The 25,721-nt window shown below is 71.4% G+C and carries 23 protein-coding genes; 8 read left to right on the forward strand and 15 right to left on the reverse strand.

Going from position 1 to position 25,721, the window contains the following annotated elements; genetic code table 11:
• Positions 1–8 precede the first annotated feature (8 nt).
• The 3 genes from ACFOY2_RS08195 to ACFOY2_RS08205 are packed head-to-tail and all read right to left on the reverse strand — an operon-like array spanning position 9 to position 2,196.
• Positions 9–1,208 carry a cytochrome P450 gene (locus ACFOY2_RS08195; RefSeq protein ID WP_379527320.1) on the reverse strand — a complete coding sequence of 400 codons (1,200 nt, stop codon included), beginning with the start codon at positions 1,206–1,208 and terminating at the stop codon, positions 9–11.
• 11 nt (positions 1,209–1,219) lie between these two features.
• A complete protein-coding gene (locus ACFOY2_RS08200; RefSeq protein WP_379527321.1) occupies positions 1,220–2,056 on the reverse strand; it encodes an NAD(P)-binding domain-containing protein in 837 nt (278 codons plus the stop codon).
• Entirely contained in the window at positions 2,053–2,196 is a 144-nt protein-coding gene (locus tag ACFOY2_RS08205) for a hypothetical protein (protein WP_379527322.1), read from the reverse strand. Before ACFOY2_RS08205 ends, ACFOY2_RS08200 begins: the two co-directional genes overlap by 4 nt.
• 152 nt (positions 2,197–2,348) lie before the next feature.
• Between ACFOY2_RS08205 and ACFOY2_RS08210 the strand changes: the two genes are divergently transcribed.
• From ACFOY2_RS08210 to ACFOY2_RS08225, 4 genes are read left to right on the forward strand one after another with little or no spacing between them, the layout of a single operon-like run.
• A complete protein-coding gene (locus tag ACFOY2_RS08210) occupies positions 2,349–2,606 on the forward strand; it encodes an acyl carrier protein (RefSeq protein ID WP_357809091.1) in 258 nt (85 codons plus the stop codon).
• A gap of 10 nt (positions 2,607–2,616) precedes the next feature.
• Positions 2,617–4,467 carry an asparagine synthase (glutamine-hydrolyzing) gene (gene asnB / locus ACFOY2_RS08215; protein ID WP_379527323.1) on the forward strand — a complete coding sequence of 617 codons (1,851 nt, stop codon included), beginning with the start codon at positions 2,617–2,619 and terminating at the stop codon, positions 4,465–4,467.
• 9 nt (positions 4,468–4,476) lie between these two features.
• Positions 4,477–5,472 carry an acyltransferase domain-containing protein gene (locus ACFOY2_RS08220; protein WP_379527324.1) on the forward strand — a complete coding sequence of 332 codons (996 nt, stop codon included), beginning with the start codon at positions 4,477–4,479 and terminating at the stop codon, positions 5,470–5,472.
• 6 nt (positions 5,473–5,478) lie between these two features.
• On the forward strand, positions 5,479–5,934 hold the full coding sequence (locus ACFOY2_RS08225; RefSeq protein ID WP_379527325.1) for an anthrone oxygenase family protein: 456 nt from the start codon (positions 5,479–5,481) through the stop codon (positions 5,932–5,934).
• 170 nt (positions 5,935–6,104) lie between these two features.
• Here the strand turns inward: ACFOY2_RS08225 and ACFOY2_RS08230 are convergent, their stop codons facing one another.
• The 5 genes from ACFOY2_RS08230 to ACFOY2_RS08250 form a co-directional block, all read right to left on the reverse strand.
• Positions 6,105–7,454: an acetyl-CoA carboxylase biotin carboxylase subunit gene (locus ACFOY2_RS08230; protein WP_379527326.1), complete on the reverse strand. Its 1,350-nt coding sequence runs from the start codon at positions 7,452–7,454 to the stop codon at positions 6,105–6,107.
• The gene (locus ACFOY2_RS08235; protein WP_379527327.1) at positions 7,454–8,014 is read right to left on the reverse strand and encodes an acetyl-CoA carboxylase biotin carboxyl carrier protein; all 561 of its coding nucleotides are present in this window, start codon (positions 8,012–8,014) and stop codon (positions 7,454–7,456) included. The genes ACFOY2_RS08230 and ACFOY2_RS08235 overlap by 1 nt, the downstream gene beginning before the upstream one ends.
• On the reverse strand, positions 7,993–9,693 hold the full coding sequence (locus ACFOY2_RS08240; RefSeq protein ID WP_379527328.1) for an acetyl-CoA carboxylase carboxyltransferase subunit alpha: 1,701 nt from the start codon (positions 9,691–9,693) through the stop codon (positions 7,993–7,995). Before ACFOY2_RS08240 ends, ACFOY2_RS08235 begins: the two co-directional genes overlap by 22 nt.
• 58 nt (positions 9,694–9,751) lie before the next feature.
• Positions 9,752–10,816, reverse strand: a complete 1,065-nt coding sequence (locus tag ACFOY2_RS08245; protein WP_379527329.1) for a glucose-1-phosphate thymidylyltransferase — start codon at positions 10,814–10,816, stop codon at positions 9,752–9,754.
• Between the two features lie 107 nt (positions 10,817–10,923).
• Positions 10,924–12,792, reverse strand: a complete 1,869-nt coding sequence (locus tag ACFOY2_RS08250) for an AfsR/SARP family transcriptional regulator (RefSeq protein WP_379527330.1) — start codon at positions 12,790–12,792, stop codon at positions 10,924–10,926.
• Between the two features lie 352 nt (positions 12,793–13,144).
• Here ACFOY2_RS08250 and ACFOY2_RS08255 point away from each other — a divergent pair, with 352 nt between their 5' ends.
• Positions 13,145–13,831 carry an SDR family NAD(P)-dependent oxidoreductase gene (locus tag ACFOY2_RS08255; RefSeq protein ID WP_379527331.1) on the forward strand — a complete coding sequence of 229 codons (687 nt, stop codon included), beginning with the start codon at positions 13,145–13,147 and terminating at the stop codon, positions 13,829–13,831.
• 67 nt (positions 13,832–13,898) lie between these two features.
• Here the strand turns inward: ACFOY2_RS08255 and ACFOY2_RS08260 are convergent, their stop codons facing one another.
• On the reverse strand, positions 13,899–14,489 hold the full coding sequence (locus ACFOY2_RS08260; RefSeq protein WP_379527332.1) for a dTDP-4-dehydrorhamnose 3,5-epimerase family protein: 591 nt from the start codon (positions 14,487–14,489) through the stop codon (positions 13,899–13,901).
• A gap of 4 nt (positions 14,490–14,493) precedes the next feature.
• Positions 14,494–15,600: a DegT/DnrJ/EryC1/StrS family aminotransferase gene (locus ACFOY2_RS08265; RefSeq protein WP_379527333.1), complete on the reverse strand. Its 1,107-nt coding sequence runs from the start codon at positions 15,598–15,600 to the stop codon at positions 14,494–14,496.
• A 160-nt stretch (positions 15,601–15,760) separates the two neighbouring features.
• Here ACFOY2_RS08265 and ACFOY2_RS08270 point away from each other — a divergent pair, with 160 nt between their 5' ends.
• The 3 genes from ACFOY2_RS08270 (at position 15,761) to ACFOY2_RS08280 (ending at position 18,535) form a co-directional block, all read left to right on the forward strand.
• Positions 15,761–16,714, forward strand: coding sequence for an ATP-binding cassette domain-containing protein (locus tag ACFOY2_RS08270; RefSeq protein ID WP_379527334.1), 954 nt, complete (start codon positions 15,761–15,763; stop codon positions 16,712–16,714).
• Complete coding sequence (locus ACFOY2_RS08275; protein ID WP_379527335.1) at positions 16,701–17,534, forward strand: ABC transporter permease; 834 nt, start codon at positions 16,701–16,703, stop codon at positions 17,532–17,534. The genes ACFOY2_RS08270 and ACFOY2_RS08275 overlap by 14 nt, the downstream gene beginning before the upstream one ends.
• Positions 17,535–17,620: 86 nt before the next feature.
• Positions 17,621–18,535 carry a pirin family protein gene (locus ACFOY2_RS08280; protein ID WP_379527336.1) on the forward strand — a complete coding sequence of 305 codons (915 nt, stop codon included), beginning with the start codon at positions 17,621–17,623 and terminating at the stop codon, positions 18,533–18,535.
• Between the two features lie 3 nt (positions 18,536–18,538).
• On the opposite strand, the gene ACFOY2_RS08285 is transcribed toward ACFOY2_RS08280, so the two are convergent.
• The 5 genes from ACFOY2_RS08285 to ACFOY2_RS08305 form a co-directional block, all read right to left on the reverse strand.
• Complete coding sequence (locus tag ACFOY2_RS08285; RefSeq protein ID WP_379527337.1) at positions 18,539–19,492, reverse strand: ABC transporter permease; 954 nt, start codon at positions 19,490–19,492, stop codon at positions 18,539–18,541.
• Positions 19,489–20,448 (reverse strand): ABC transporter permease, encoded by a 960-nt coding sequence (locus ACFOY2_RS08290; protein ID WP_379527338.1) that lies wholly within the window; start codon positions 20,446–20,448, stop codon positions 19,489–19,491. The genes ACFOY2_RS08285 and ACFOY2_RS08290 overlap by 4 nt, the downstream gene beginning before the upstream one ends.
• Positions 20,441–22,000: a sugar ABC transporter ATP-binding protein gene (locus tag ACFOY2_RS08295; protein ID WP_379527339.1), complete on the reverse strand. Its 1,560-nt coding sequence runs from the start codon at positions 21,998–22,000 to the stop codon at positions 20,441–20,443. Before ACFOY2_RS08295 ends, ACFOY2_RS08290 begins: the two co-directional genes overlap by 8 nt.
• Positions 21,987–23,054, reverse strand: a complete 1,068-nt coding sequence (locus ACFOY2_RS08300) for an ABC transporter substrate-binding protein (RefSeq protein ID WP_379527340.1) — start codon at positions 23,052–23,054, stop codon at positions 21,987–21,989. Before ACFOY2_RS08300 ends, ACFOY2_RS08295 begins: the two co-directional genes overlap by 14 nt.
• A 92-nt stretch (positions 23,055–23,146) precedes the next feature.
• Entirely contained in the window at positions 23,147–25,678 is a 2,532-nt protein-coding gene (locus ACFOY2_RS08305) for a PA14 domain-containing protein (protein ID WP_379527341.1), read from the reverse strand.
• Positions 25,679–25,721 lie beyond the last annotated feature (43 nt).

The raw sequence follows: 25,721 nt of genomic DNA on the forward strand, positions 1-25,721 counted from the left end.
TCGCGTTCCTACCAGGTGACGGGCAGGGTCTCGGGGCGGCCGAAGGCCGTCCCCGTACGCCAGCGCAGCTCCGACTCCGGCACCGCCAGCTCCAGGCCGGGCAGCCGGGTCAGCAGCGTCTCCATCACGATCCGCAGCTCGATCCTGCTGAGCTGGGCGCCCAGGCAGTAGTGGATGCCGTGGCCGAAGGTGATGTGGTGGTTCTGCTCCCGCATCGGGTCGTAGCCGTCCGGGTCGGGGAAGACGCCGGGGTCGCGGTTGGCGGCCGTCGTGACCGGCAGCACCGCCTCGCCCGCCTTGATGAGCGCGCCGCCGAGCTCGACGTCCTCGGTGGCGATGCGCAGCGCGCCCACGCCGCCGCCGGCCTGCGACAACCGCAGCAGTTCCTCGCCCGCCTGCGGCAGCAGTTCGGGTTTGTCGCGCAGCGTGCGCATGTGCTCGGGGTGGCGCAGCAGCCGCAGCATCACGTGCGTCATCCCGGCGGTGGTGGCGTGGTAGCCGGCGCCGAGCAGCGTGAACCCGAAGGCCACCAGCTCCTCTTCCGACAGCCGGTCGCCCTCGTCCCTGGCGTTGATCAGCACCATGAGCAGGTCGTCGGACGGCCGGGTGCGCTTGGCCTCGATCAACTCGGCCAGGTAGCCGTTGAGCCGGTCGCGGGCCTCGATGACCTCCTCGCGGCGGCCGGCGTCGAAGCTGAGCATCAGGTCGGTCCACGTCCTGAACTGGTCGACCTCCTCATAGGGCACGCCGAGCATCTCGCAGATGACCATGATGGGCAGCGGCTGGGTGATGCCGGCCACGAGGTCGGCGGGCGGGCCCGCTTCTTCCATGGCCGCCACCAGGTTGCGGGCGATGTCCTCCACGCGCGGGCGCAGCTCCTCCATGCGCCGCACGGAGAAGGCGTGCGACACCAGGCGGCGCAGCCTGCTGTGCTCGGGCGGGTCCATCACGATGATCGACTTGGCGCCCTTGGCGATCGGGAACACCTTGGGCGCTCCCGGGGCGGTGATGGCCTCCCTGCTGAAGCGCGGGTCGGCCAGGACGGTGCGTACGTCCTCGTACCGCGTCACCAGCCAGGCCGGGTCACCCGACGGCAGGGTGATGCGGGTGGCGGGGCCGGGCTCGCGCATCCGGACGTACTCCTGCGGCGGCTCCAGGGGGTCGGCGGCGGCGAAGGGGAAGCTCGGCGGCGGTGCTTGCGTCGTCATGGTTGTCTCCTTTACGACTTCTGCAGCTGCTGCAACTGCTGGAACTGCAACGGCGCGGTCCGGCTCGCGGCGCTCAGCCGTTCCGCGGTGCTGGCGGTGACGGGCAGGGACACACCGGCCGCCTCGGCGTCGCACAGGGCCAGACGGAGCGCGTCGGCCAGCCGGGGCGCCGGGGTCCTGCTCGGGACGAACGGCTCGGCGGGCGCGCGGCCCGCGGTCAGCGCCTCGGCCAGGACCGCCCAGTCCACCCCTGCGCGCACGCCCAGCGTCAGGGCCTCGGTGAGGGCCTCGGCGTGGACGGCGGCCAGGACGTCGAACGCGAGCCCCACGGCCCGTGCGCTGCCGGAGCGGCCCAGGCAGCGGGTCTCGCCCAAGGAGGCCAGGACGTCCCAGAGCCTGGTCATGGCGTGCCGGTCGCCGGCCGCGTACAGGCGGGCCCGGCCGGTGCGCACCGCGTGCGGGCCGCCGAGCACGCACAACTCCACCCGTCGCACTCCGCGGGCCGTGAGACGTTCGGCGGTGGAACGGGCGTAGCGGGCGGAGGTGGAGCTGGCGTCCACGAGCAGCGTGCCGCTGCCGAGCGCGGGGCGGACGTGGCCGAAGAGCCCCTCCTCCACGGCGGCCTCGCTCCCGTAGCACACCAGCACGACCTCGGCCCCGCGCACGGCCTGGGCGATGTCGCCCGCGACGGCGGAGGCGGCTCCTGCAGTCGTGGCTCCAAGGGGGGTCGGTAAAGGGGCGGCCGAGACGGTGGGGCCGGGGAAGACGGTGACGGTGTGGCCGGTGGCGGCGAGGCGGTCGGCCAGCGCCGGTACCAGGGCGTCGTCGCCGACGACGGCGAGCCTCACCAGTTCACCGCCTCGGCCTCGTCGTCCTCGTCCGGCTCCGGCCGGTCGTACCAGATGCCGGGGTCGTAGAACATGAGGGGCGGGTGCTCCGCCCAGGCGCGGGCGTAGGCCCGCAGCCATTCGCCTAGCGGCAACATCATGATGCCGACCGTGACCGCGCGATCTGTCGTCTCGCTGGAGCCCGGCTGGAGCGCGCGCCGCGGGGCCGGTCGAGCCGCCGTCCAACGTCCGTCGAGCGCGCCGTACCAGATTTCCCGCCATAAGACCGCTCTCAGTGAGACAAGGGGTGAAGATGCGGGAGATCACCATCGACACGCTGGTACGGCTGCTGCGTGAGTGCGCGGGCGAGGACGAGTCGGTCGAGCTCGACGGCGACATCCTCGACACGACGTTCGAAGCGCTCGGCTACGACTCGCTGGCCCTGTTCAACACGGTCAGCGCCATCGAGCGGGAGTACTCGCTCGAGATCTCGGAGGAGGCGGTCAGCGGCGCGAAGACGCCCGCGGACCTGCTCAAGACGGTCAACCAGGCCCTGGCGGGCACGTCCTGAGGAGCATCGCATGTGCGGAATCGCCGGCTGGGTGGACTTCTCGCGTGACCTGACCCGCCATACGGCGACGGCCAGGGCGATGACGGCCACGATGAGCCGCAGAGGACCCGACGACGAGGGCCTGTGGCAGGACCGGCACGCCCTGCTCGGGCACCGCCGCCTGTCGGTCATCGACCTTGCGGGCGGCCACCAGCCGATGTCGGCCGAGGAGGACGGCAGGACCCAGGCGGCGGTGACGTTCTGCGGGGAGATCTACAACTTCAGGGAGCTGCGCGCCGAGCTGGTCTCGCACGGACACCGCTTTCGCACCGACAGCGACACCGAGGTGGTGCTGCGGGCGTACCTGCAGTGGGGCGTCGAGTTCGCCGAGCGGCTGAACGGCATGTTCGCCCTGGCCGTCTGGGACGCCCGCACGCAGGAGTTGCTGCTGCTGCGGGACCGGCTGGGCGTCAAGCCCCTGTTCTACTATCCGACGCGCTCCGGGCTGCTGTTCGGCTCGGAGCCCAAGGCCGTGCTGGAGAACCCGGAGGTGCCGCGCAGGGTCGGGCTCGACGGCCTGCGCGAGGTCCTCGACATGGTCAAGACCCCCGAGCGGGCGGTCTTCTCCGGCATGTACGAGGTGCGCCCCGGCCACCTGATCCGCCTGCGCAGGACCGGCCTGACCAAGCACCGCTACTGGTCGATCGAGGCCCGCGAGCACACCGACGACCTGGACACCACGATCGCCACGGTCCGCGGCCTGCTGGAGGACATCGTCGGCCGGCAGCTCATGGCCGACGTGCCCGTCTGCACGCTGCTGTCGGGCGGCCTGGACTCCTCCGCGATCACGGCGCTGGCCGCCGACCGGCTGGCCTCGGCGGGGAAGGGCCCGGTGCGCTCGTTCTCCGTCGCCTTCTCCGGCGCGGAGGACGGCTTCCAGCCGGACGCGGTGCGCGGCGCGCCCGACGCCCCCTTCGCCCGCGCCCTGGCGGAGCACGTGGGGGCCCGGCACAGCGAGGTGCGGCTGAACAGCGGCGAACTGGTGGCCGAGCAGGTGCGCGCGGCGGTGTTGCGGGCCAACGACCAGCCGCCGGCGTTCTGGGGCGACATGTGGCCCTCGCTGTTCCTGTTGTGCCGCGCGGTGCGCGAGCGCTCCACGGTGGCGCTGTCGGGTGAGGGCGCCGACGAGCTGTTCGGCGGCTACCGCTGGTTCTTCAACCCGGCCGCGGTGCACGCGGGCACCTTCCCCTGGCTGACGCCGGGTTCCGCGCGCTACTTCGGCGGGCTGTCGCTGCTGGCCGACGAGCTGAAGGAGAAGCTCGACATCCAGCAGCACCGGCTGGCGCGCTATCACGAGGCGCTGGCCGAGGTGCCGGTGCTGCCGGAGGAGGACCGTCTCGAACGGCGCATGCGGGAGGTGACCTACCTCAACCTCACGCGGTTCCTGCAGACGCTCCTGGACCGCAAGGACCGTATGAGCATGGCCAACGGTCTGGAGGTGCGGGTGCCGTTCCTGGACCACCGCCTGATCGAGTACGTCTTCAACGTCCCCTGGGCGATGAAGGTGTTCGACGGCAGGGAGAAGGGGCTGCTGCGGGCGGCCGTCGGCGACCTGCTGCCGGAGTCCGTGCGCGACCGGATCAAGACGCCGTACCCGGCCACCCAGGACCCCGCCTACGAGCAGGCCCTGCGTGACGAGCTCGGCGAGCTGACCGGCGGCGGCGAGCGCCCGGTGGCCGGGCTGCTCGACCCCGAGCGCGTCAAGAAGGCGGTCAACCGCCCGGCCGGCCACGTCAGCCGGCCCTACGACCGGGGCAGCCTGGAGATGGCGCTCTGGCTGACCCGGTGGTTCACCGAGTACGACGTCACCCTCGACTACTGAGAGGCGCACATGCCTGAGCCGAGTCGCCCGGTGGTGCTGCTGTTCCCCGGACAGGGGGCGCAGCACCCCGGCATGGCCGTGGAGCTGTACGGCGCCGAGCCGGAGTTCACCGAGGCCATGGACGAGTTCTTCACCCTCATGGGCGAGGAGGGACGCCGGATGCGCGCCGACTGGCTCGGCGACGACCCCGGGGTCCCCCTCGACGACGCCTCGCGGGCGCAGCCGCTGCTGTTCGCGATCGGGTACGCGCTGGGCAGGACGCTGACGGCCCGCGGGCTGCGGCCCGCGGCGCTGCTGGGCCACAGCGTCGGCGAGCTGGCGGCGGCGTGCCTGGCCGGGGTGTTCGACCTGGCCGGGGCGGCGCAGTTGATGGCGGCGCGCAGCGCGGCGATGGCGACGGTCGGCCGCGGCGGCATGCTGGCCGCCGGCCTGGCCGCCGAGGATCTGGAGGCCCGCATCGGCGACAGGTTCCTGGCGGCCGGCGTCTCCGTGGCCGCGGTCAACGCGCCCCGCCACACTGTCGTGGCGGGGCCGGAGCCGTGGTTGTCGGACCTGGCGCGGGAGCTGGCGGCCGGCGGCGTGACGACGCGTCCGGTGCCGGCGCGCCAGCCGTTCCACTGCCCCGCGGTGCTGGGCGCGGCCGAGCTGTTCTCCGTGGGCTTCGCCGGGGTGCCGCTGGCGCCGCCCCGGGTGCCGATCAGGTCCACGGCGACGGGGCTGCCGGTGGAGCGGGCCCAGGCGCTCTCGCCCGGCTTCTGGGCCGGGCAGCTCGCCCGGCCCGTGCTGTTCTGGGCGGCGCTGGACGGCCTGCTCTCCGAGGGCGGCTACACGCTGGTGGAGGCCGGTCCTGGCCGGACCCTGTCGATGCTGGCCCGGCGGCATCCGGCCGTGCGGTCGGGCCGCAGCACCGTGCTCTCGCCGCTGCCGGCCTCGGCGCAGGGCACCCTCGCCGCGTGGAAGGCGGCGCTGGAGGAGATCGACGGCCTGGTTGCCGAGGGAGTGTGAGGAGCGATGCAGGTTTCACCGCTGGCCGTGGTGGTGCTGGTGAGCAGCGGGATGGTGGCGGGCGTGCTGTTCGCGGTGGCGCTGAGCGTGGTGCCGGCGCTGATGGCGATGCCCGCCGACCGCTATCTCTACACCACCAACCTCCTCGGCCGTAACTGGGACCCGGTCATGCCGATCCTGGTGCTGGGCACGGCGGCCGGGGACCTGGCCCTGGCGCTGATGCCGGGGCCGCAGAACGCCCGACTGCTGTTCGGGGCGACGGTCGTGCTGATGATCGCCGTCGCGGGCGTCTCGCACCTGTGCAACGTGCCGATCAACCGGATCCTGAAGAAGATCGATCCGACCGCCATCCCCGACGACTGGGCCGATCCCCGTCCGCGCTGGCGGTCCTGGCACCTGCTGCGGACCACGCTGGCCGTGGCGGCCCTGACGGCCAACAGCCTCGCCGTGGCCATGAGCTGACCCCCGGCAGAACGTAGGGCCAGGCGGTGTGGCGCTCCAGTGGAGCACCACACCGCCTGGCCGTTTCCGCTCGCCCTTCGGGGAGGGGACGGGCGTGGGGCCGACAAGCGATTGCCCCCGCCGTACGCCGGCGGGGGCAATCGAGGAGGGACGGGCGTGAGATCGGGCGGTCAGACGGGGTCGACGGTCTCGGCCAGGGCCGTGGTGTGCTTGCCGTCGCGGAAGAGAGGGTGGGCCAGCAGCCGGGTCAGGAAGGCGGTGGTGGTGCTGATGCCGGGCCCGCTGACCACGCACTCCCCCAGCGCCCGCTCCATGCGGGCGATGGCCTGCTCCCGGTCCGGCGCCCACACGCTGACCTTGGCCAGCAGCGGGTCGTAGAACGGCGGGATGCTCATGCCGGGCCTGACGTACTCGTCCACCCGGGTGAACGGCCCGGCCGGCAGCGTCAGCGCCTCGATGGTGCCCGCCGTGGGCAGGAAGCCCCGCGCCGGGTCCTCGGCGTTGACGCGGCACTCGATGGCCGCGCCGTTGAGGCGCACGTCGTCCTGGGTGATGCCGGGCGAGCCGGTGGCGGCCACGCGGAGCTGCTCGCGTACCAGGTCCACGCCGGTGATCAGCTCGGTGACCGGGTGTTCGACCTGGATGCGGCAGTTGACCTCGATGCAGTGGAAGTCGCCGGCGTCGTCGAGCAGGAACTCGAACGTGCCCGCCCCGACGTATCCGACGGCGCGGGCCGCCTCGACGGTCTGCTCGCACAGCCGGTCGGCCACGTCGGCGGGCAGCCCCGGCACGGGGGTCTCCTCGATGAGTTTCTGCCGCCGCCGCTGCACCGAGCAGTCGCGCGCGCCCAGGTGCAGGACCTGCCCGTCGCGCCCCGCCAGCACCTGCACCTCGACGTGGCGGGCCGTCTCCACGTAGCGCTCCAGGTAGACCCGCTCGTCGCCGAAGACGGCGCGGGCGGAGTTGCGGGCCTGCGCGTACGCCTCGGGCAGGTCGGACGGGCGCATGGCGATGGCCATGCCCCTGCCGCCTCCGCCCGACAGGGCCTTGACGATGATCGGGAAGCCGATCTGCGCCGCGGCCTCGGCGGCCTCGCCCGCACTGGCGATCGGCCGGTGCGTGCCCGGCAGGACCGGCAGCCCGGCCGCCGACAGCACGCGCAGCGCCTCGGCCTTGTCGCCCAGCATGGACAGCACCTCGGGCGGCGGCCCGATGAACGTCAGCCCCTCGGCCTGGCACATCTCGGCGAAGTCGGCGTCCTCCGACAGGAAGCCGTAGCCGGGGTGGATGGCCTCGGCGCCGGTCTGGTGCGCGGCCTGCAGGATGGCGGGGGCGTACAGGTAGCTGCGCTTGGCCGGGGGCGGGCCGATCCGCACGGCCTCGTCGGCCAGGCGCACGACCGGGGAGTCCTCGTCCGCGGCGGAGTAGACGGCCACCGTGCGGATGCCCATCTCCTTGCAGGTGCGGGCCACCCGCAGCGCGATCTCGCCCCGGTTGGCGATCAGGACGGTGCCGAACATCAGCTCTCCTCCAGGGCGAAGAGCGCCTGGCCGTACTCGACGGAGTCGGCCTCCTCGACGAGGATCCTGGTGATCCGTCCCGCGGTGAGCGCCTGGATGGGGTTCATCATCTTCATCGCCTCCAGGATCGCGACCTGCTGTCCCGGCGCGACCAGGTCGCCCTCCTTGACGAACGGCTCGGCGCCGGGCTCCGGGCAGCGGTAGAAGGTGCCGACCATGGGCGAGTGGATGAGCGATTCCGTCACCGCCGGCGGCCCCTGGACGGCGACCGCGGCCTGCGCCCCCTGCGACGCCACGGTGGCGGCGGCCATCGCCGCGCTGCCGTCGGCGCCCATCCCGTTGAGCGCCAGGGCGCCGAGCTCGAACCCGGCGATGCCGTTCACCAGGCCGTTGCCCGGCGCGGCCACAGGAATGGCGGGCGGCTCGGCGCCGGGCCACTCGACCTCCAGGCTCACCTCGCCGACCGTCACCTTGAGCCGGCGGACGGGCCCGCCGATCGCCTCGACGAAGTCCACCGTCTGCCGGTACACCGTCTCGATCAGGTCGCCGTGATCGGCCATCTCGTCTCCTCGGAAGAAGGGCTGCCATAACTGCGGAAACGCCGCCGCCGGGCCTCGATCAGCTCGTCCGGCGGCAGTGCTGCCAGCTCGTCGAGGGCCCGCCACACGGCCTCCTGCACCCGTTCGGCGGTGCGGGAGACCGAAGCGTGCGCGCCTGCGTCCGGCTCCGGGATGACCGCGTCGACGATGCGCCGGCGCAGCAGTTCGCGGGCGTCCAGGCCGAGCGCCTGCGCGGCCTGCGGGGCGGCGGCGGCGTCCTTCCACAGGATCGCGGCGCAACCCTCGGGGCTGATGACGGAGTAGACGGCGTTGGACAGGGCCAGCACGCGGTCGGCCACGGCCAGCGCCAGCGCGCCGCCGCTGCCGCCCTCGCCGGTGATGACGGTGACGACGGGGACGGGCAGGCCGGACATCAGGCGCTGGTTGTCGGCGATGGCCCACGCCTGGCCCTGCTCCTCGGCTTCGAGCCCCGGGTAGGCGCCGGGGGTGTCGACGAGCGTGACCACCGGCAGGCCGAGCTTGGCGGCCAGCCGCATGAGCCGGGCGGCCTTGCGGTATCCGGCGGGGGTCGGCATGCCGAAGTTGCGCTTGACCCGTTCCTGGGTGTCGTGTCCCTTCTGGTGGCCGATGAGCATCACGCCCCTGCCGCGCAGGCGTCCGATGCCGCCCACGATGGCCGGGCAGTCGGCGCCCGCGCGGTCGCCGCGCAGTTCGGTGAAGTCCTCCAGGAGCAGCCCGGCGTAGTCGAGGGTGGTCGGGCGGCCCGCCTGTCTGGCCAGCCGCACCACGTCCCAGGCCGGGCGCGGCGGCAGCGCCGACGGGTCCCGGACGAGCCCGGCCGTCGCGGGGACGGGGGCACGGCCGTCGCCCGACGTGCCCGCGGCGTCCGGCCTGGCGGCCGTCAGGAGGCGGGCGAGCGTGCGCCGCAGCGCCGCTCTGGGCACCACCGCGTCGATCAGGCCGCGCGCCAGCAGGAACTCCGCCGTCTGGAAGCCCTCGGGCAGCCGCTGCCTGATGGTCTGCTCGATGACGCGGGGCCCGGCGAACCCGAGGTGGGCGCCGGGCTCGGCGATCAGCACGTCGGGCAGCGTGGCGAACGAGGCCGCCACGCCGCCGTAGGTCGGGTCGCTGATGAGGGCGAGGGTGAGGATGCCGGCCTCGTCCAGCTGGGCCAGTGCCTGGCTGCACTTGGCCATCTGCATCAGCGACAGCGCGCCCTCCTGCATGCGCGCGCCGCCGGAGGCGGTCACCAGCAGCAGCGGTACGCGCTCGGCCAGCGCCTTCTCCGCCGCCACCGTGACGAGCTCGCCGACCCCTGAGCCGAGCGAGCCGCCGACGAAGGAGAAGTCGAGGCAGGCCACCACGACGGGGTGGGACTCGATGGTGCCGGTGGCGCAGAGCGCCGCCTCGCGCATTCCGGTGGCGGCCCGCGCGGCGGCCAGCCGTTCGGCGTAGGGCCGGGTGTCGGTGAAGCCGAGGGGGTCGTCCGCCTGCAGGGCCGTCTCGACCGGCTTCTCGGAGCCGGGGTCGAGCAGCGCGTCCAACCGTTCGCGGGCGGTGAGCCTGGCGTGGTGGCCGCAGCCGGGGCAGACGCGCAGGCCGCGCTCGTACTTGGCGCGGAAGACCAGGTCGGAGCAGCCGGGGCAGATCAGCCACCTGGCCTCTAGAGTCATGGTCATGAGGCCTCCTTCGTCGGCCTCATGTTTGCTTGCTTATTGATGACCTCGACAAGCTCGGTCATGATGCCCCCTGATGCAGACTGGCTTCGCTGTGGTCGCCCAGGACGAGGCAGGCGGGCCGGCCGAAGTCGCCGCTCACCTTCGCCTGCCTGCCGATGAGCGAGTCGCGCAGGCTGCCGCGCACGGTGCTGCCGTCGCACACGACCGAGTTCTCGATGGTGGCGCCGACGATGTCGCATTCGGCGCCGATGCTCGTGTAGGGGCCGATGCGGCTGTCGCGCACCACCGCCGAGAACCCGATCGCCGCGGGGCCCGTGATGCGCGAGCCGCTGACCTGGGCGCCCTCCTCGATGACGACCGGGCCGCGGATCTCGCAGGTGTCGTCCACCTGGCCGCGGATCGACGGCTCCGCGACGTCCAGCGCGGCCCGGTTGCATTCGAGCAGGTCTTCGACGCGCCCGGTGTCCTTCCAGTAGCCGCCGTGCAGGTGCGACTCCACCCGCCAGCCGTTGCGCAGCAGCCAGTCGATGGCGTGGGTGATCTCACGCTCGTTGCGCCAGCTCGGCTTGATGCTGCGCACGGCCTGGTGGATGACGGGGGTGAACACGTACGCGCCGACCAGGGCCAGGTCGCTGCGCGGGTTGGCGGGCTTCTCCTCCAGTCCGGTGACGATGTTGCCGGATCCGACCTCGGCGACCCCGTATTCGGAGGGGTTGCCGACCTTGCCGGTCATCACCATCGCGTCCGGCCTCGTGTGCCAGAACGCGTCGAGCAGCGGGCCGAGCCCGTCGATGATGACGTTGTCTCCGAGGTACATCAGGAAGTCGGCGCCGCCCAGGAAGTCCTGGGCGAGCATGACGCAGTGCGCCAGTCCCAGAGGGGCGTGCTGGTGCAGGTAGGTGATGTTCAGGCCGAACGCGCCGCCGTTGCCCAGCGCGTCGCGGATGGCGGGCCCATGGTCGCCCACCACGACGCCGACGTCGGTGATGCCGACGTCCCTGATGGCTTCCAGGCCGTAAAAGAGCACCGGCTTGTTGGCCACCGGCACCAGTTGCTTGGGGACAGTGTGGGTGAGGGGCCGCAGCCTGGTTCCCCGCCCACCCGCTAGGACGAGAGCCTTCATGGATATTCCTGCCTGACGAGGCCATGGACAACGGCAGGCTGTCCGCAGTCGCTGGAGAAGCGATGGAGCCGCACTCGTCCTTTGGGTCAAGCAGGGCTGGAGCCCGGTCAGACCAGGTCGATGGCTCCCTTCCCACGCCGTTGCCCCCGGTATCCGAGCTCCTGCTCGACCTGCTCGTAGGCGAAGAACCTGACCAGCTCGTGCAGGGTGTAGACGATCTCGTCGGCGTTCTGCATCAGCACGCGCAGGAAGTGGTTCTCCACGAGCTGCAGCAGCAGCTTGTCGACCGAATCGGAGTCGGACTCCAGCAGCTTGGCCACGCCGTTCGCGGTGAACACCGGGCCTGGCAGGAGGCTGAGCAGCCGCAGGAAGCGCCGCTCCTCCTCGCCGAGCCGCTGGTAGCTCTCCTGCAGCCGGTCGCGGACGTCGAGGTCGGCGAAGGTGAGCTCGTCCAGGCGTCTGCTGGCGCTGATGAGGCGCTCGGCCAGTTTCTTCAGCGGCCATCCTGTGGCCGACAGGCGCGCGCCGACCGCCCTGATCGCCAGCGGCAGCCGGCCGCAGAGCTGGGCGATCACCTCGGCGGCCTGGCGCTCGCCGTCGGAGAGGGTCCTGCCGATGATGTTCTGCAGCAGATCGACGCAGTCGGCCGCGGTGGGCAGGTCCAGCCGTAGGTGCACCGCGCCGACCAGCCCGTTCAGCCCGGGACGGCCGGTGATGACGGTGCCGCTGGGCGGGCAGCCCGGCAGCAGGGGCTGGATCTGCGCGGCGGTGGCCGCGTCGTCGAGCACGATGAGCACCTTGCGGGTGGCGACCCAGGTGCGGAAGGCCGCCACGCGCCCCTCCAGGCTGGCCGGCATGCGGTCGTCGGTCAGGCCGGTGGCGTTGAGGAAGTCGGCCAGGATGTCGGCGGGGTCGGCCGGGTCGAGGGTGCTGCCGCGCAGGTTCGCATACAGCTGGCCGTCGGGGAAGGCCGGGCGCAGCAGGTGGGCGGCGTGCACGGCGAGCACCGTCTTGCCGACGCCGGTCATGCCGCTGATGGAGACGACGGGGGCGGTCTCGTTGCGGGGGGTGACCAGCCCGTTCAGCACCGCCTCCAGGCTGTCGGCCCTGGTGGTGAAGTCGAGGACGTCCGGGGGTAACTGCGCGGGCGGCGGCGCGGGCTCCTCCTCGAAGCGCTCGGGAGGGTTGATGGTGATCACGCCCTCGGGCGCGCGCACCTCCAGCGAGCTGGCCGACGACAACACCGCCTGGTGCATCGACTGCGCCCGGCTCGACGGCTCCACGCCCAGCTCGTCCACCAGGAGCGTACGCAGCCTCTGGTAGACGTCGAGCGCCTCGGGACGGCGGCCCGAGCGGTGCAGCGCCAGCATGAGCTGAATGTGGAAGACCTCGTGCAGCGGATGGTCGTTGACCAGGGTCTTCAGCTCGCTGACCGCTCTTCTGTGCCGCCCCAGCCGCAGGTCGACATCGATCCGGAGCTCCAGCGCCCGCAGGCGGCTCTCCTCCAGCGCCGTCCCGTACGCCGACAACAGGCTGCCGCCGGTCACGTCGGCGAGGGCGGGGCCCCGCCAAAGAGACAGCGCCTCCGTCAGCAGATCAGCCGCCGTACCGGGATCTCCGTCGGCGAGAGCAGCATTTCCCGCCGTTGTCAACCTGTCGAAGTGGTAAGAGTCAATGCTTTCTGGAGGAACGGCGAGCATGTAACCGTGTGGCCTGGTACGTAATACGGTGGATCTCTCCCCGTAACCGTCCGACAAGATGTTCCGGAGTTTGTAGATGTAAGTCTGCAGAGTCGACAGCGCGCTCACCGGCGGGCTGTCGGGCCAAAGTTCGTCAATTAGCTCGGATGTCAACACGAGAGTTCGATTGCGCAGGAGAAGCAGCGCGAGCACTTCTCTGACTTTAGGCGGGGTCGGGGTCAGTTCCGCACCCTGACGATCGTGCACCGCCAACGGGCCCAGCACCAGGAAATCCATCGCCTTCCCAAGTTCTACGTCGGGGAGACGCGGCAACTACTGTGCAGGGCGGCCTGTTACGGAGAGTGAGCCCCCGAGCACGGCAGAGTCGCCGTCTGCCCCCGTGTGTTGCGCTTACCAATCGCTCGTATCTCTCAGCCCACGACCTCCTCGAGAACGCCCCCGTACGAACGCCAGCAATGGTTGAAGTCATCCTTAGACGGACGCTGGTGTTCTGATATAAGCACGATCTCCAGGCAGAGAGAACCGTCAAGGGCCTTAACGACGTTGGAAAATATTTCCAGTCAGACTCCAGCGATCCTCCATCGAGGACGCCCATAATCGCGCGATACGGCGGCCGAATGGAGGTCATATGACGGCGACAACGCGTGTTGCCCTGGTCACAGGCGCCAACCGGGGAATCGGACGGGCTGTGAGCGACCGGTTGCAGACGTTGGGGTTCCAGGTGGTGGTGACGGCCAGGGACGCCGAGGAGGCCGAGCGCGCGGCGGCGGCTCTGGGCGGGGCCGCGCGGCCGGCCGTGCTGGACGTGAGCGACGAGGACGCGCCGGCGCGGGTGCGCGACGAGGTCGGCCCCGTGGACATCGTGGTGAACAACGCCGGGATCCAGCTCGACTGGGGGCGTGCGCCGTCGGAGGTCCCGGTGGAGCTGGTCAGGCGGCAGTTCGAGGTGAACGTGCTGGGCGCTTGGCGCATGTGCCAGGCGTTCCTGCCCGGCATGGTCGAGCGGGGGTGGGGCCGGGTGGTGATGGTCTCCAGCGGCACGGGGGCCTTCAGCCACGGGCTCTCGCCCCAGACGCCCGGCTACTCGGTGTCGAAGACGGCGCTCAACGCGCTGACCGTGCTCATGGCGGCCGAGACGGCGGGTACGGGGGTGCTGGTCAACGCGGTCAACCCCGGTCAGGTGCGCACGCGGATGCGGCCGCAGGCCGAGCGGCTGCCCGAGCAGGCGGCCGAGGACATCGTGTGGGCGGCCACGCTGCCGGACGACGGACCCTCCGGGGTGTTCCTGCGCGGTCGCGAAGCGGTGCCGTGGTGACGGGCGCCGCCCTGGCGAAAGCGAAGGGGCCGCCGGGCGTGATGCCCGGCGGCCCCTTCGTCGTCGGTCAGGCGCTGGCCAGCGTGCTGCCCGTGTAGGCCGGCAGCAGCCCGAGGGCCTCGGCCTCGCGCAGCGTGGGCGCCTTGGCGTCCTTGTCCGACAGGAGGCGCGGCGAGGCGGCCCAGGGCAGCGCCAGTTCGGGGTCCAGCGGGTTGACGCAGATCTCCCCGGAGGGGTTGTAGGCGGTCGAACAGAGGTAGACCACGGTGGCCTGCTCGCTGATCGGCGAGAACGCGTGCCCCAGCCCCTCGGCCAGGTACACCGCGTGCCGGGAGTACTCGTCCAGCACCACCGCCACGTGCTCGCCGAAGGTGGGCGAGCCGGTGCGGATGTCCACGATGACGTCCAGGATGGCCCCGCTGACGCAGGTGACGTACCTGGCCTGACCGGGCGGCACCGCGCAGGAGTGCACGCCCCTGATCGTCCCCCGCCGGGAGAGCGAGCAGTTGACCTGGGCCACCGGCATCCGGCCGCCCGCCGGGCCCTCGATCGCGCGCTGCTGGAACAGCTCCAGGAACAGCCCGCGATCATCGGGGAAGATCTCCGGTTCGACGAGGAAGGACCCCTCGATCCGCAACGGTTCGACTGACGTGCTCACGGCGTCACCATCCAGCCTTGATCGTGTTCACGATGTGCTCTCTGTCCTGTTCCGACAACCACCAGCCGACGGGCAGGCACACGATCTGGTCGTGGACCGCGTCCAGTTTCGGCAGCGTCTCGGCGAAGGCGGCCGAGGCGGCGTGCCGGTCGTTGCGCGGGTCGACGTGACCGGCGGCGATGCCGGCCGCGCCCAGGCGGGCGACGAAGTCGTCCCTGCGCTTGACCTTGACCGGATACACCCAGTACGACGGCTCGCTGCCGGGCACCGGCGTGGTCAGCTCCAGGCCCTGAACGTCCTTCAGCTCCCTGTCGAAGTAGGCGGCGTTGGCGCGGTGCCTGCGCACGCGCTCCTCGGCCCCCTCCAGGTTGGCCAGGCCGATGGCGGCGCTGATGTCGTTCATGTGGAACTTCAGGCCCCACTCGGCGATGTTCTGCTCGGGCCTGGGAGCCGCGCCCGGGTCGCGGTCGAGGCCGAACCAGCGCATGAGCCGGCCCCGCCGCAGGCTGTCGTCGTCGGGGAAGACGACCAGGCCGCCGTCTCCGCAGGTGATGTGCTTGACGGCCTGGAAACTGTAGACGGCCAGGTTGCCGTGGTTGCCCAGCGGCAGCCCCGCATACGTGGCGCCCCAGGCCTGCGCGCAGTCCTCGATGATGACCGGCCGCCTGCCGTGGCGGCGCTCGCACTCCTCGGCGATCGCCGTCACCCTGGCCAGGTCGATCGGGTAGCCGGCCCAGTGGACCAGCATGATCGCGGCCGTGTCGGCCGAGACCTTGGACGCCAGGTCGTCCAGGTCGGCGTTGAGCGTGCACGGGTCGACGTCCACCCATCGGATGCGCAGCCCGGCCGCCATGATGGCCCAGTTGGTCGCCACGAACGTCAGCGGGGTGCTCAGCACCTCGCCGCCCTCCGCGGCGGCCAGCCGCAGTGCCAGTTGCAGACCGGCGGTGCCGCTGTTGACCGTGGCCAGGCGGGGGTTGCCCACCCGTGAGCGCAGCGCGTCCTCGAACTCGTCGACCTTGGCGCCCTGCCCGATGTGCCCGCTGGCCAGCACGTCCGCGACCGCTGCCGGGGCCCGCTCGGACATGGCCACCTTGAACATGGGGATCATGTGGTCACCGTCACAGCGGTGGGTCGAGGCCGTCTGGACGCTCGGTCGAGCCCCTCACCAGTCTCCCTCGAGCGGCGCGCACCACCCGGGCTCGAGCGGCCGGCCGCACGCTTGCGCCCATGAAAGCTCTCAGACGTCCGGCCCCCGCCAGGAGCGCCCCATGAACGGTGGCATCCAGGCGGAAGGGCTGGTGAAGCAGTACGGCACGGTCCGCGCCCTCGACGGGCTCGACCTGCACGCACCGGAAGGACAGGTCCTCGGCCTGCTCGGGCCGAACGGGGCGGGCAAGTCCACGCTGGTGCGCATCCTGGCGACGCTGCTGCGCCCGGACGGCGGCCGGGCCAGCGTATGCGGCTACGACGTGGTCCGTCAGGCGAACGCGGTCCGCAGGGTCGTGGGACTGGCGGGACAGTACGCGGCCGTGGACGAGTACCTGACGGCTCGGGAGAACCTCAACATCTTCGGCCTGCTGGCCCGCATGGGACCCCAGGCGGTCCGGACCCGCAGCGAAGAACTCATCGAACGCTTCGACCTCTCACGCGCGGCGGGACGGCCCGTGCGCACCTACTCGGGCGGCATGCGCCGCCGCCTGGACCTGGCGGTGGCGCTCATGGCCGCCCCGCGCTGCCTGTTCCTCGACGAGCCCACGACCGGTCTGGACCCCCGCGGCAGGGCCGAGGTGTGGCGGGTGCTCGGAGACCTGGTCAAGGAGGGCACGACCGCGCTGGTCACCACCCAGTACCTGGAGGAGGCCGACCAGTTCGCCGACCTCATCGTGGTCATCGACCAGGGCCGCGAGATCGCGACGGGCAAGCCGGCCGAGCTGAAGGACCGGGTCGGCGGCGACCACCTCGACGTGGCCGTGCGCTACGCCTCCGACCTCGCGCCCGCGGTGTCGGCCCTGGCGGCGGTCGGCCTGGCCGAGCCGAAGGCCGATGAGGACACGCTGCGCGTCACGGCGGTGCTGCCCGGCGGCGCCAGCCGCATGGCCGAGGTGATCAGGGAACTGGATGCCGGCGGCGTCGAGGTCGCCGACATCACCGTACGCAGACCCACCCTGGACGACGTCTTCTTCGCCCTGACCAGGAAGGAGGACGAGCATGGCCGTGACTGACCCGGGCACCGCCCCCTCGGGCCTTGCTCTGGCGCTGCGCGACTGCGCCGTGATGACCCGGCGCGGGCTGCTGCGCATGGGCCGCGTCCCCGACGAGCTGGCCTACAACCTGGTCCAGCCGATCATCTTCGTGCTGCTGTTCAGCTACGTCTTCGCCGGCGCGATCCCGCTGCCCGGCGGCGGGCCGTTCAGGGAGTACGTCGTGGTGGGGGTCTTCGCGCACACGCTGGCGTTCATGGGCGTCGGCACCGGCACGGGCCTGGCCGTGGACATGAGCAGAGGGCTTATCGACCGTTTCCGCGCGCTGCCCATGTCACACGTGGCGGTGCTCATCGGACGGGCCAACGCCGAACTGGTGCGCGCCCTGCTGGTGACGGGCGTGCTGGCCGTGGTGGGGCTGCTGGTCGGCTGGCGGGCGCACAACGGGGTGCTGTCCACGCTGGCGGGCATCGGGGTGCTGCTGCTGTTCGCGTACGCGATGACGTGGGTGGGCATCACCATCGGCCTGTCGGTGCGCAGCCCCGAGGTGGCCGGCACGGCAGGACTGCTGTGGGTGTTGCCGCTGGGGTTCGTCTCGAATGGGTTCGTCCCGATCCAGGCGATGCCGGACTGGCTCCAGGTCGTCGCGGCCTGGAACCCGGTCACCGCGGTCGTCACCGCGGCACGCACCCTGTTCGGCAACCCGCTCGGCGTGACCGCGCCCGACCGGCTGCCACTGGAATACCCCATCGCGGCCGCCGCGATCTGGTGCCTGGTGCTGATCGCCGTCTTCATCCCGCTGGCCCTGCGCGCCTTCCGCCGTTCGGCCCGCCGCGGCTGAGGCGCCGCACGTCGACCGCGCCCGAGCCCCTGGTCGTCCGCGACGGCCGGGCTTGGGGCGGGCCGCCTGGCGCGTACAGTCATGGCGTGAGCAACCTGGAGCGTGACCCTCGGGAGATCCGCTGCGGCGCCGACGCGGGCGGCGGGCGCGAAGTGCTGATCGGGCGCGAGGTGCCGCTGGGCGGGCCACGGGCGATGACCGTGAGCAGGACCCTGCCGGGCCGCGACCGGCGCATGATCGGCGCCTGGTGCTTCGTGGACGCCTACGGACCGCAGCGGGCGGTCATGCGGGTGCCGCCGCACCCGCACACCGGCCTGCAGACGGTGAGCTGGCTGGTCGCGGGCGAGGTGCTGCACCGCGACAGTCTGGGCACCCTGCAGCGGGTACGCCCGGGGCAACTGAACCTGATGACGGCGGGCCGCGGCATCTCGCACTCCGAGGAGTCGCCCGACACGGTGCTCCACGGGGTGCAGCTCTGGGTCGCGCTGCCCGCCGAACAGCGTCACACCGCGCCCGCCTTCGAACACCACCCGTCCCTGCCGGTGTTGCCGGGGCCCGGTTTCGAGGCGAGCGTCGTCATGGGCTCGCTCGGCGGGGTGACCTCGCCCGCCACCACCCACACCCCGCTCGTCGGCGCGGAGGTCATGGTGGACGGGACGTGCGAGCTGCCGCTCGACCCCGCCTTCGAGCACGGGCTGCTGCTGCTCGAAGGCATCGTGGCGGAGGTGGAGGCGGGCCCGCTGGTGTACCTGCCGCCGGGGTCCGGCGGGCTGCGGCTGTCGGGGCGCGGGCGGGTGCTGCTGATCGGCGGTGAGCCGTTCGGCGAGGAGATCGTCATGTGGTGGAACTTCGTGGGCCGCTCCCATGAGGAGATCGCCGCGTACCGCAAGGACTGGATGGAGGGCGAGGGGTTCGGCGCCGTCGAGGGGTTCGACGGGGCGCCGCTCCCCGCGCCCGTCCTGCCGGGAACCCGGCTCAAGCCGCGCGGGCGGGTGCGCTAGGAGTCAGGTGAGTCGCTGGGCCTTGCTGAGCAGCCGCTGGGCCACGACCACGAACGCCAGGAACGCCCCGCTGACCACCTGCTGGAACGCCGACGTCAGGTTCCCCACCTGGTTGATCAGGCTCTGGATGACGCCGAGCAGCAGTACCCCGGCCACGGTGCCGGTGATGCCCCCCGCTCCCCCGGTCAGCAGGGTGCCGCCGATCACGACGGCGGCGATCGCGTCGAGTTCCAGTCCGATGCCCAGGATCGTCACCCCGGACGACAGCCGGGCGGCGTTCAGCGCTCCGGCCAGGCCCGCCAGGAGGCCCGACAGGACGTACACCTGCACCTTCGTACGGTTGACCGGCACCCCCATGAGCGCGGCGGCCTGCTCGTTCCCGCCGACGGCGTAGACGTTCTGGCCGAAGCCGGTGCGCTGCAGCAGCACCATCGCGGCCAGGGCCAGGGCGGCGGTGATGTACACGGGGTAGGACAGGCCGAGCACCTCGCCCTGGCCGAGCGCGGCGAAGGCGGGGTCCTCGACGAGGTAGGTGGTGGCGCCCTCGTCCGAGATCGCCAGCATCAGCCCGCGGACGCCGAGCAGTCCGGCCAGGGTGACGATGAACGGCGCCATGCCCGTGCGCGCGATCACCAGCCCCTGGAGCAGTCCGACCACCCCGCACACCGCCAGGGGCAGCAGCAGCGCGGCCGGCGTCCCGTACTGCGAGCCGTAGGCCGCCAGCACGCCGCCCAGCACGAACAGCGAGCCCACTGACAGGTCGATGCCGCCGCTGATGATGACGAAGGTCATCCCGATCGCGATGATCGCCAAAAATGACGACGACACCACGACGCTGGCCGCGTTCCCCGGCGTGGCGAAGGAGTCGAAGGCCAGGCTGCCCACGACCACCAGCGCGCCCAGCACCATGAGGGCGCCGTGCTGCTGGAGCACCCGACTGACCTGTTCCCTGTTCAACGACGCTCCCTGGTGGCGTAGACGGCGGCCAGGATGATGACCGCCTGGACCATCTGGGTCCACGACTGCGGCAGGTTGTGCTTGATCAGCGTGGCCGCGAGCAGTTGCATGAGCAGCGCGCCCATGACGGTGCTGAGCACCCGGATCCGTCCGCCGGTCAGCGGGGTGCCGCCGACGACGACGGCGGTGATCGCCGACAGTTCGATGAACAGGCCGAGGGAGGTCGGGTCGCTGGCCTGCAGCCGGGCCGTGGCCAGCACGCCGGCCAGCGCGGCGAGGAGGCCGGAGATCACGTACACGGTCATGAGGACGCGTTTGACGGGCAGGCCGGACAGCTCGCTCGCCGACCGGTTGCCGCCGATCGCCACGACCTGCCGCCCGAACGTGGTCCGCCGCACCACGAACAGCACCACCACCGTCAGTGCCGCCGCGATGAGCACGATGACCGGGATCCCGGCCACCGAGCTGCTGCCCAGCGCGATCAGGTCGGGGTTGCGGAATTCGACGAGCTGCGGGACCAGGACGTTGGCCAGGCCGCGCACGCCGACCAGCAGCGCCAATGTGGCCACGATGGGCTGGACGCCGACGTAGGCCACCAGCGCTCCCCCGGCCGCCCCGACCACGGCCCCGCCGACGACGGCGACGACCAGCGCGGGCAGCCAGCCGTACCCGAGGTAGAGCACCACCAGCGCCGCCGCCAGCGCCATCACCGAGCCGACCGACAGGTCGATGCCCTGGGTGCCGATCACCAGCGCCATCCCGAGCGAGACGATCACGATCGGGGTGACCTGGACGAGCTGGGTGCGGAAGTTCGAGGCGTCCAGGAAGTGCGGGGTGAACAGCACGTTGAACAGCAGCAGCGCCAGCACGGCCGCGTACACGCCGTAGTCCTGCACCCAGGCGAACACCCTCGGCTTGAGGAGTGTGGGGCGTCCCTGTGAGGTGAGCTCAGCCATCGGACTGCTCCGCGATCGTCGCCATGATCCTCTCCTCGGTCACCTCGTCGCCCGACAGTTCCCCGACGACCGCGCCCTCGCGCAGCACGAGGATCCTGTCGGCGCCCTCGACGAGTTCCTCCAGGTCGGAGGAGATCAGCAGCACGCCCAGCCCCTCTTCGGCCAGTTCGTCGATCAGCGCCTGCACCTCGGCCTTGGCGCCGACGTCGATGCCCCGGGTGGGCTCGTCGAGCAGCAGCGCCTTCGGGCGCACGGCCAGCCAGCGGGCCAGCAGCACCTTCTGCTGGTTGCCGCCGGACAGCTCGGAGACGAGCTGGTGCGGCGAGGCGGCCTTGATCCTCAGCCTCCGCATGAAGATCTCGACCACCCGGTCGATCTTCGCCTCCGACACCACGCCCGCCCGGCCGAGGCTGGGCAGGGCGGCCAGCGCGATGTTCTCGCGGACCGACAGGGTCGGGATGATGCCCTCCGCCTTGCGGTCCTCGGGCAGCAGGCTGACGCCCGCCCTGATCGCCGCCTTGGTGGATCCCCGCCGCAGCGGCAGCCCGGCCACCAGCACCTGCCCGCCGTCCAGCGGCAACGCGCCGACGATGGCCTTGGCCGTCTCGCTGCGCCCGGCGCCCAGCAGGCCGCCCAGGCCGACGACTTCGCCGGGCTCGACGCAGACGTTCACGCCGTCCAGGACGTGCCGCCGCATCAACTCCCGCGCCTCGACCACCGGTACCCGCCCCCCGTCACCCGCATCCACCGTCCCGCTGGGGTTCGGGCGGTGGCGGGAGAAGCGGGTCAGGCCCTGGGTGCGGACGTCGTTCAGGTCGCGGCCGAGCATGAGGGAGATGAGGGTGAGCCGTTCCAGGTCGGCCAGCGGCCCCGTGTGGGCGAGGCGGCCGTCCCGCAGCACGCTCACCTGGTCGCACACCCGGTACAGCTCGTCGAGCCGGTGGCTGACGTACATGACGGCGATCCCGGTGTCGCGCAGCCGTCTGATCACGCCGAACAGCGTCTCGACCTCGCGCGGTTCCAGCGAGGACGTGGGCTCGTCCATGATGACCACCCGCGCGTCCACGGAGACGGCCCTGGCCAGGGCGACCATCTGCTGGGCGCCCACGCCGAGCGTGCGCAGCGGCCGGCGGACGTCGGTCCGGACGCCGTAGCCGGCCAGGACGCGTTCGGCCTGGCCGTACATGGCGGCGGTGTCGATCACCCCCAGCCGGCCGCGCGGCTCGCGGCCGAGCAGCAGGTTGCGGGCCACGCTCATCATCGGGACGAGGTTGACCTCCTGGTAGATGGTGGAGATGCCGGCGCGCTGCGCGTCCATGGGGGTGCCGAACGCGGCGGCGCCGCCCTGATAGCGCAGCTCGCCGCCGTCCGGCCGGTACACGCCGGTGAAGACCTTGATCAACGTCGACTTGCCTGCGCCGTTCTCGCCGACGAGCGCGTGCACCTCGCCCGGCCGCAGGGCGAGGGACACGCCGTCGAGGGCGAGGACGCCGGGGAAGCGCTTGCTGATCCCCCGAGCCTCGAGTACCGGTTCCAAGTCAGTACGCCTCACCGAGGGAGTCCTTGGCGTTGCTGGTGTCGTAGTCGCGGTCGGAGATGACGACCTTGTCGGGGATCGGCGTGCCGTCGAGGAACTTCTGGGCGGTCTCGAAGGCCAGGGGGCCGAAGCGCGGGTTGGACTCGATGACGGCGTGCAGCCAGCCGTCGGCGATGCCCTGGACGGCGCTGCGGGTGCCGTCCACCGACACGATCTTGATGTCGCCGGGCTCCTTGCCTGCGCCCTTGAGCGCGGTGACCGCGCCGAGCGCCATCTCGTCGTTCTCGGCGTAGATGCCGTTGATGTCGGGGTTGGACTGGATGAGCTGCTCGGTGACCTGCTGGCCCTTCTCGCGGGCGAACTCGCCGGTCTGCTCGAACGAGATCGTGATCTCGGGGGCCTTGTCCTTGACGCGGTCCTTGAAGCCGTTCGTGCGCTCGGTGGTGACGTTGTTGCCGGGGGCGCCGAGGAGGATGGCGACCTTGCCCTTGCCTGCCAGGGCGTCGATCATGCGGTCGGCGGCGCGCTTGCCCTGCTCGTAGAAGTCGGAGCCGATGAAGGTCAGGTAGTCGCTGCACGCCTTGGCGTTGATCTTGCGGTCGACGGTGATGATGGGGATCTTCTTGGCGGCGGCCTGCTGGAGGACCGGTTCCCAGCCGTCGGAGTTGAGCGGGGCGATGACCAGGAGCCGCACGCCCTGGGCGATGAGCTGCTGGACGTCGGTGATCTGCTTGGAGAACTGCGACTGGGCGTTGGTGACCTTGAGGTTCGTGATGCCGAGCTTGGCCGCCTCGTCCTTGATCGACTTGGTTTCGGCGATGCGGAACGGGTTGGCCTCCTTCTCCGACTGCGAGAAGCCGACCGTGGCCGTCTTGAGGTCGAACGTCGTGCCGCCGAACTGCTGCAGGGTGCACGTCGGCCCGGCCGAGCCCGAGGGCGACTGCACGACCTGCTGCCCGGCGGTGCTGGCGGCGGCGGGCGCGCTCTGCGGCTCCTCCGCCTTGGCGCAGGCCGAGGCGGTGAGGGCAACGGCCAGCGCCAATGCCGCTGTCCGGATGTGGGGGGTCATGGCGGTTCCCTTCGTATCAGGTGCGAAGCCCGGACCACGTGCGTCGATGAGGCCCGGGCGTTCGCGGTCGTTCAGCCCCCGGGGGGCGGTCGTCAGGCGCAGGGCGGGTTGATCGCCGTCGTCAGCGCCTTGTTCGCGTCGTGTACGCGCTTGACGTCGGGCTTGGTGACGGCCCTGTCGTAGGTCATGAGGCCGTTCAGTTCGGTCTCGACGTCGGTCGTCTGGGTGTAGATGGCGGCGCTGAGCTGCTCACAGGCGTGCAGCCGGGCCAGTTGCGCGTTCATGCCGACGTAGCGGGTGGTCAGGGCCTCGGGGTCGGGTTCGACCGCGTAGCCCCAGCCGCCGCCCGACCAGGTGTGGCCGATCAGCGGCAGGCCCAGCCCGCCGTACTCACCGAGCACGTTCGCCCGCGTTCCCGAGGGTTTGCCGGGGTTGCCGGGGCCCGGGTAGATGTGGAAGTCCTTGACGTCGCCGTTTCCGCCGTCCACGGCGCCGCAGCAGTTGACGCCGCTCATGTTGTTCACCAGGCGGGAGGGGTCCCAGCCCTTGACCAGGTCGGCGATGCGCGCCTGGTCGTACTGGCCCCAGCCCTCGTTGAACGGCACCCACATGATCACCGACGGGTTGCTCCGGTGCTGGTCGACCAGTTCGCGCAGCTCGGCCTCGAACTGCGGCCTGTCGGTGGTGCGGACGGTGGAGGGCATGTCCTGCCAGACGAGCAGGCCGAGCTTGTCGGCGTGGTAGTACCAGCGGTCGGGCTCGACCTTGACGTGCTTGCGCACGGCGTTGAAGCCGAGGGCCTTGGTCTGCTCCAGGTCGTAGCGCAGGGCCTTGTCCGTGGGGGCGGTATAGATGCCGTCGGGCCAGAAGCCCTGGTCGAGCGGCCCGATCTGGAAGACGGGCTGCCCGTTGAGCAGCATCCTGTTGCCCGCCACCTCGATGGAGCGCATCCCGAAGTACGACTCCACCTCCTCCTGTTCGACCTGGACGGTCAGGTCGTAGAGGAAGGGCCGCTCGGGCGACCACAGCTTGGGGTTCGGCACGGGCAGTCTGAGCTCCTGGCCGACCTGTCCGGTGACCTTGCCGACCACGCGGCGGCCGTCCTTGGCCACGACCGTGGCCCTGCCGCCGGTGCCGTGCACGGTCACCTTCAACGCCTGGCCCTTGACGTCGGGGACGGTGTCGACGCGCTCGACGCGCTCCTTGGGCACCGGCTCGATCCAGACGCTCTGCCAGATGCCCGAGTTGGTGGTGTACCAGATGCTGCCCGGGGTCAGGCGCTGCTTGCCGACCGGCTGGGCGCCCTTGTCGCTGGGGTCGGCGACGCCGACGACGAGTTCCTGCCGGCCGGTGCGCTTGAGCGCGTCGGTCACGTCCACGCTGATCCGGTCGTAGCCGCCCTTGTGGGTCGCGACCTGCCTGCCGTTGACGTAGATCACGGACTCCCAGTCCACGGCGTCCAGGTTCAGCAACAGGCGCTCACCCTGCCAGGAGCGCGGCACCTCGAACGTCCTGCGGTACCACATGCGCTCCTCGTGCCGGCCGATGCCGGACAACTGCGACTCGACGGGGTAGGGCACGACGATGCGTTCGGCCAGGTCACGGCCGATGGGCGCGGCCTCGCCCTGCTTGGCGGGGGCGAACTGCCACACGCCGTTGAGGCTCTGCCAGCGGTCGCGGACGAGCTGGGGCCTGGGGTACTCGGGCAGCGGCTTGGCCGGGTTGACGTCGGCGGCGAACTTCGTCCGCAGGATGTAGGCCGAGTTGTTGACCACGAACGCGTACGGGAAGGCCTCCAGCGGGGTGCCGTCGGCGTAGGCGAGGCCGCCGGTGCCGTCGTAGGCGGCGCGGAGGGTGGTGCCGGCCTTGGCCGGGATCTGATATTTCAGCTTGAGCTCGACTGTTTGCTGATTTTTCAGGACTGCTGAGCTTGCGGGCCATTTGGTCCCCGCGACCGTGACGATGAGTTTGTCGGCCGTGCCCGCGGGCAGCGCGCTCAGCGGCTTGCCGAACGTCAGCGTCACCACCTCACCGGCCGTGTTCACCGCCGCGTCGGCCGGCCCCGGCGGGTCGAACCCCTCGGGCAGCGTGAACGCCTCCACGGGCACGATCTCCTTGGGCTGGCTCGGGCTCTGCCAGCGCAGCCGCAGGTTCGCGCCGCCGTAGTGCTCGAAGTACTCGACCTTGATGTCGTACTTCCTGCCCGCTTCGAGGGCGATCGGGGTGCCGGTCTGCTCGATGTCCCAGTCGTCCACCCAGTGGTCGATGATCGGCTTGCCGTCCACCCAGAGGCGGAAGCCGTTGTCGCCGACGATGGTGAAGGTGTACGTCTCGGAGTACCTGGGCTGGATCTGGCCCGTCCACCGTACGGTGACGTCGTCCTCCCTGCCGGTCAGCAGCTTGAACGTCGGGTTGAGATCGGACAGCTCCAGGTTGGGGTCGATGACGGTGGCTTTCAGCTCGGCGAAGTCGAACTTGCCCGCCGCCGAGGCGAGGTAGTAGTCGCCGCGCAGCCCGTGCCGCTCGGCTGAGGCGGCGGCGGAGGCGGAGGCGGAGACGGGCGACGGCGTCTGCCATAACACGGACATCAGTACGGCCAGCAGCAACGCGAGGCGCTTACGCACGGGGGGTCCTTTCGAAGGGCGCCGATCAGGTGCTGATCAGATT

The sequence above is a fragment of the Nonomuraea purpurea genome (assembly GCF_042650645.1).
GTDB lineage: Bacteria > Actinomycetota > Actinomycetes > Streptosporangiales > Streptosporangiaceae > Nonomuraea > Nonomuraea purpurea.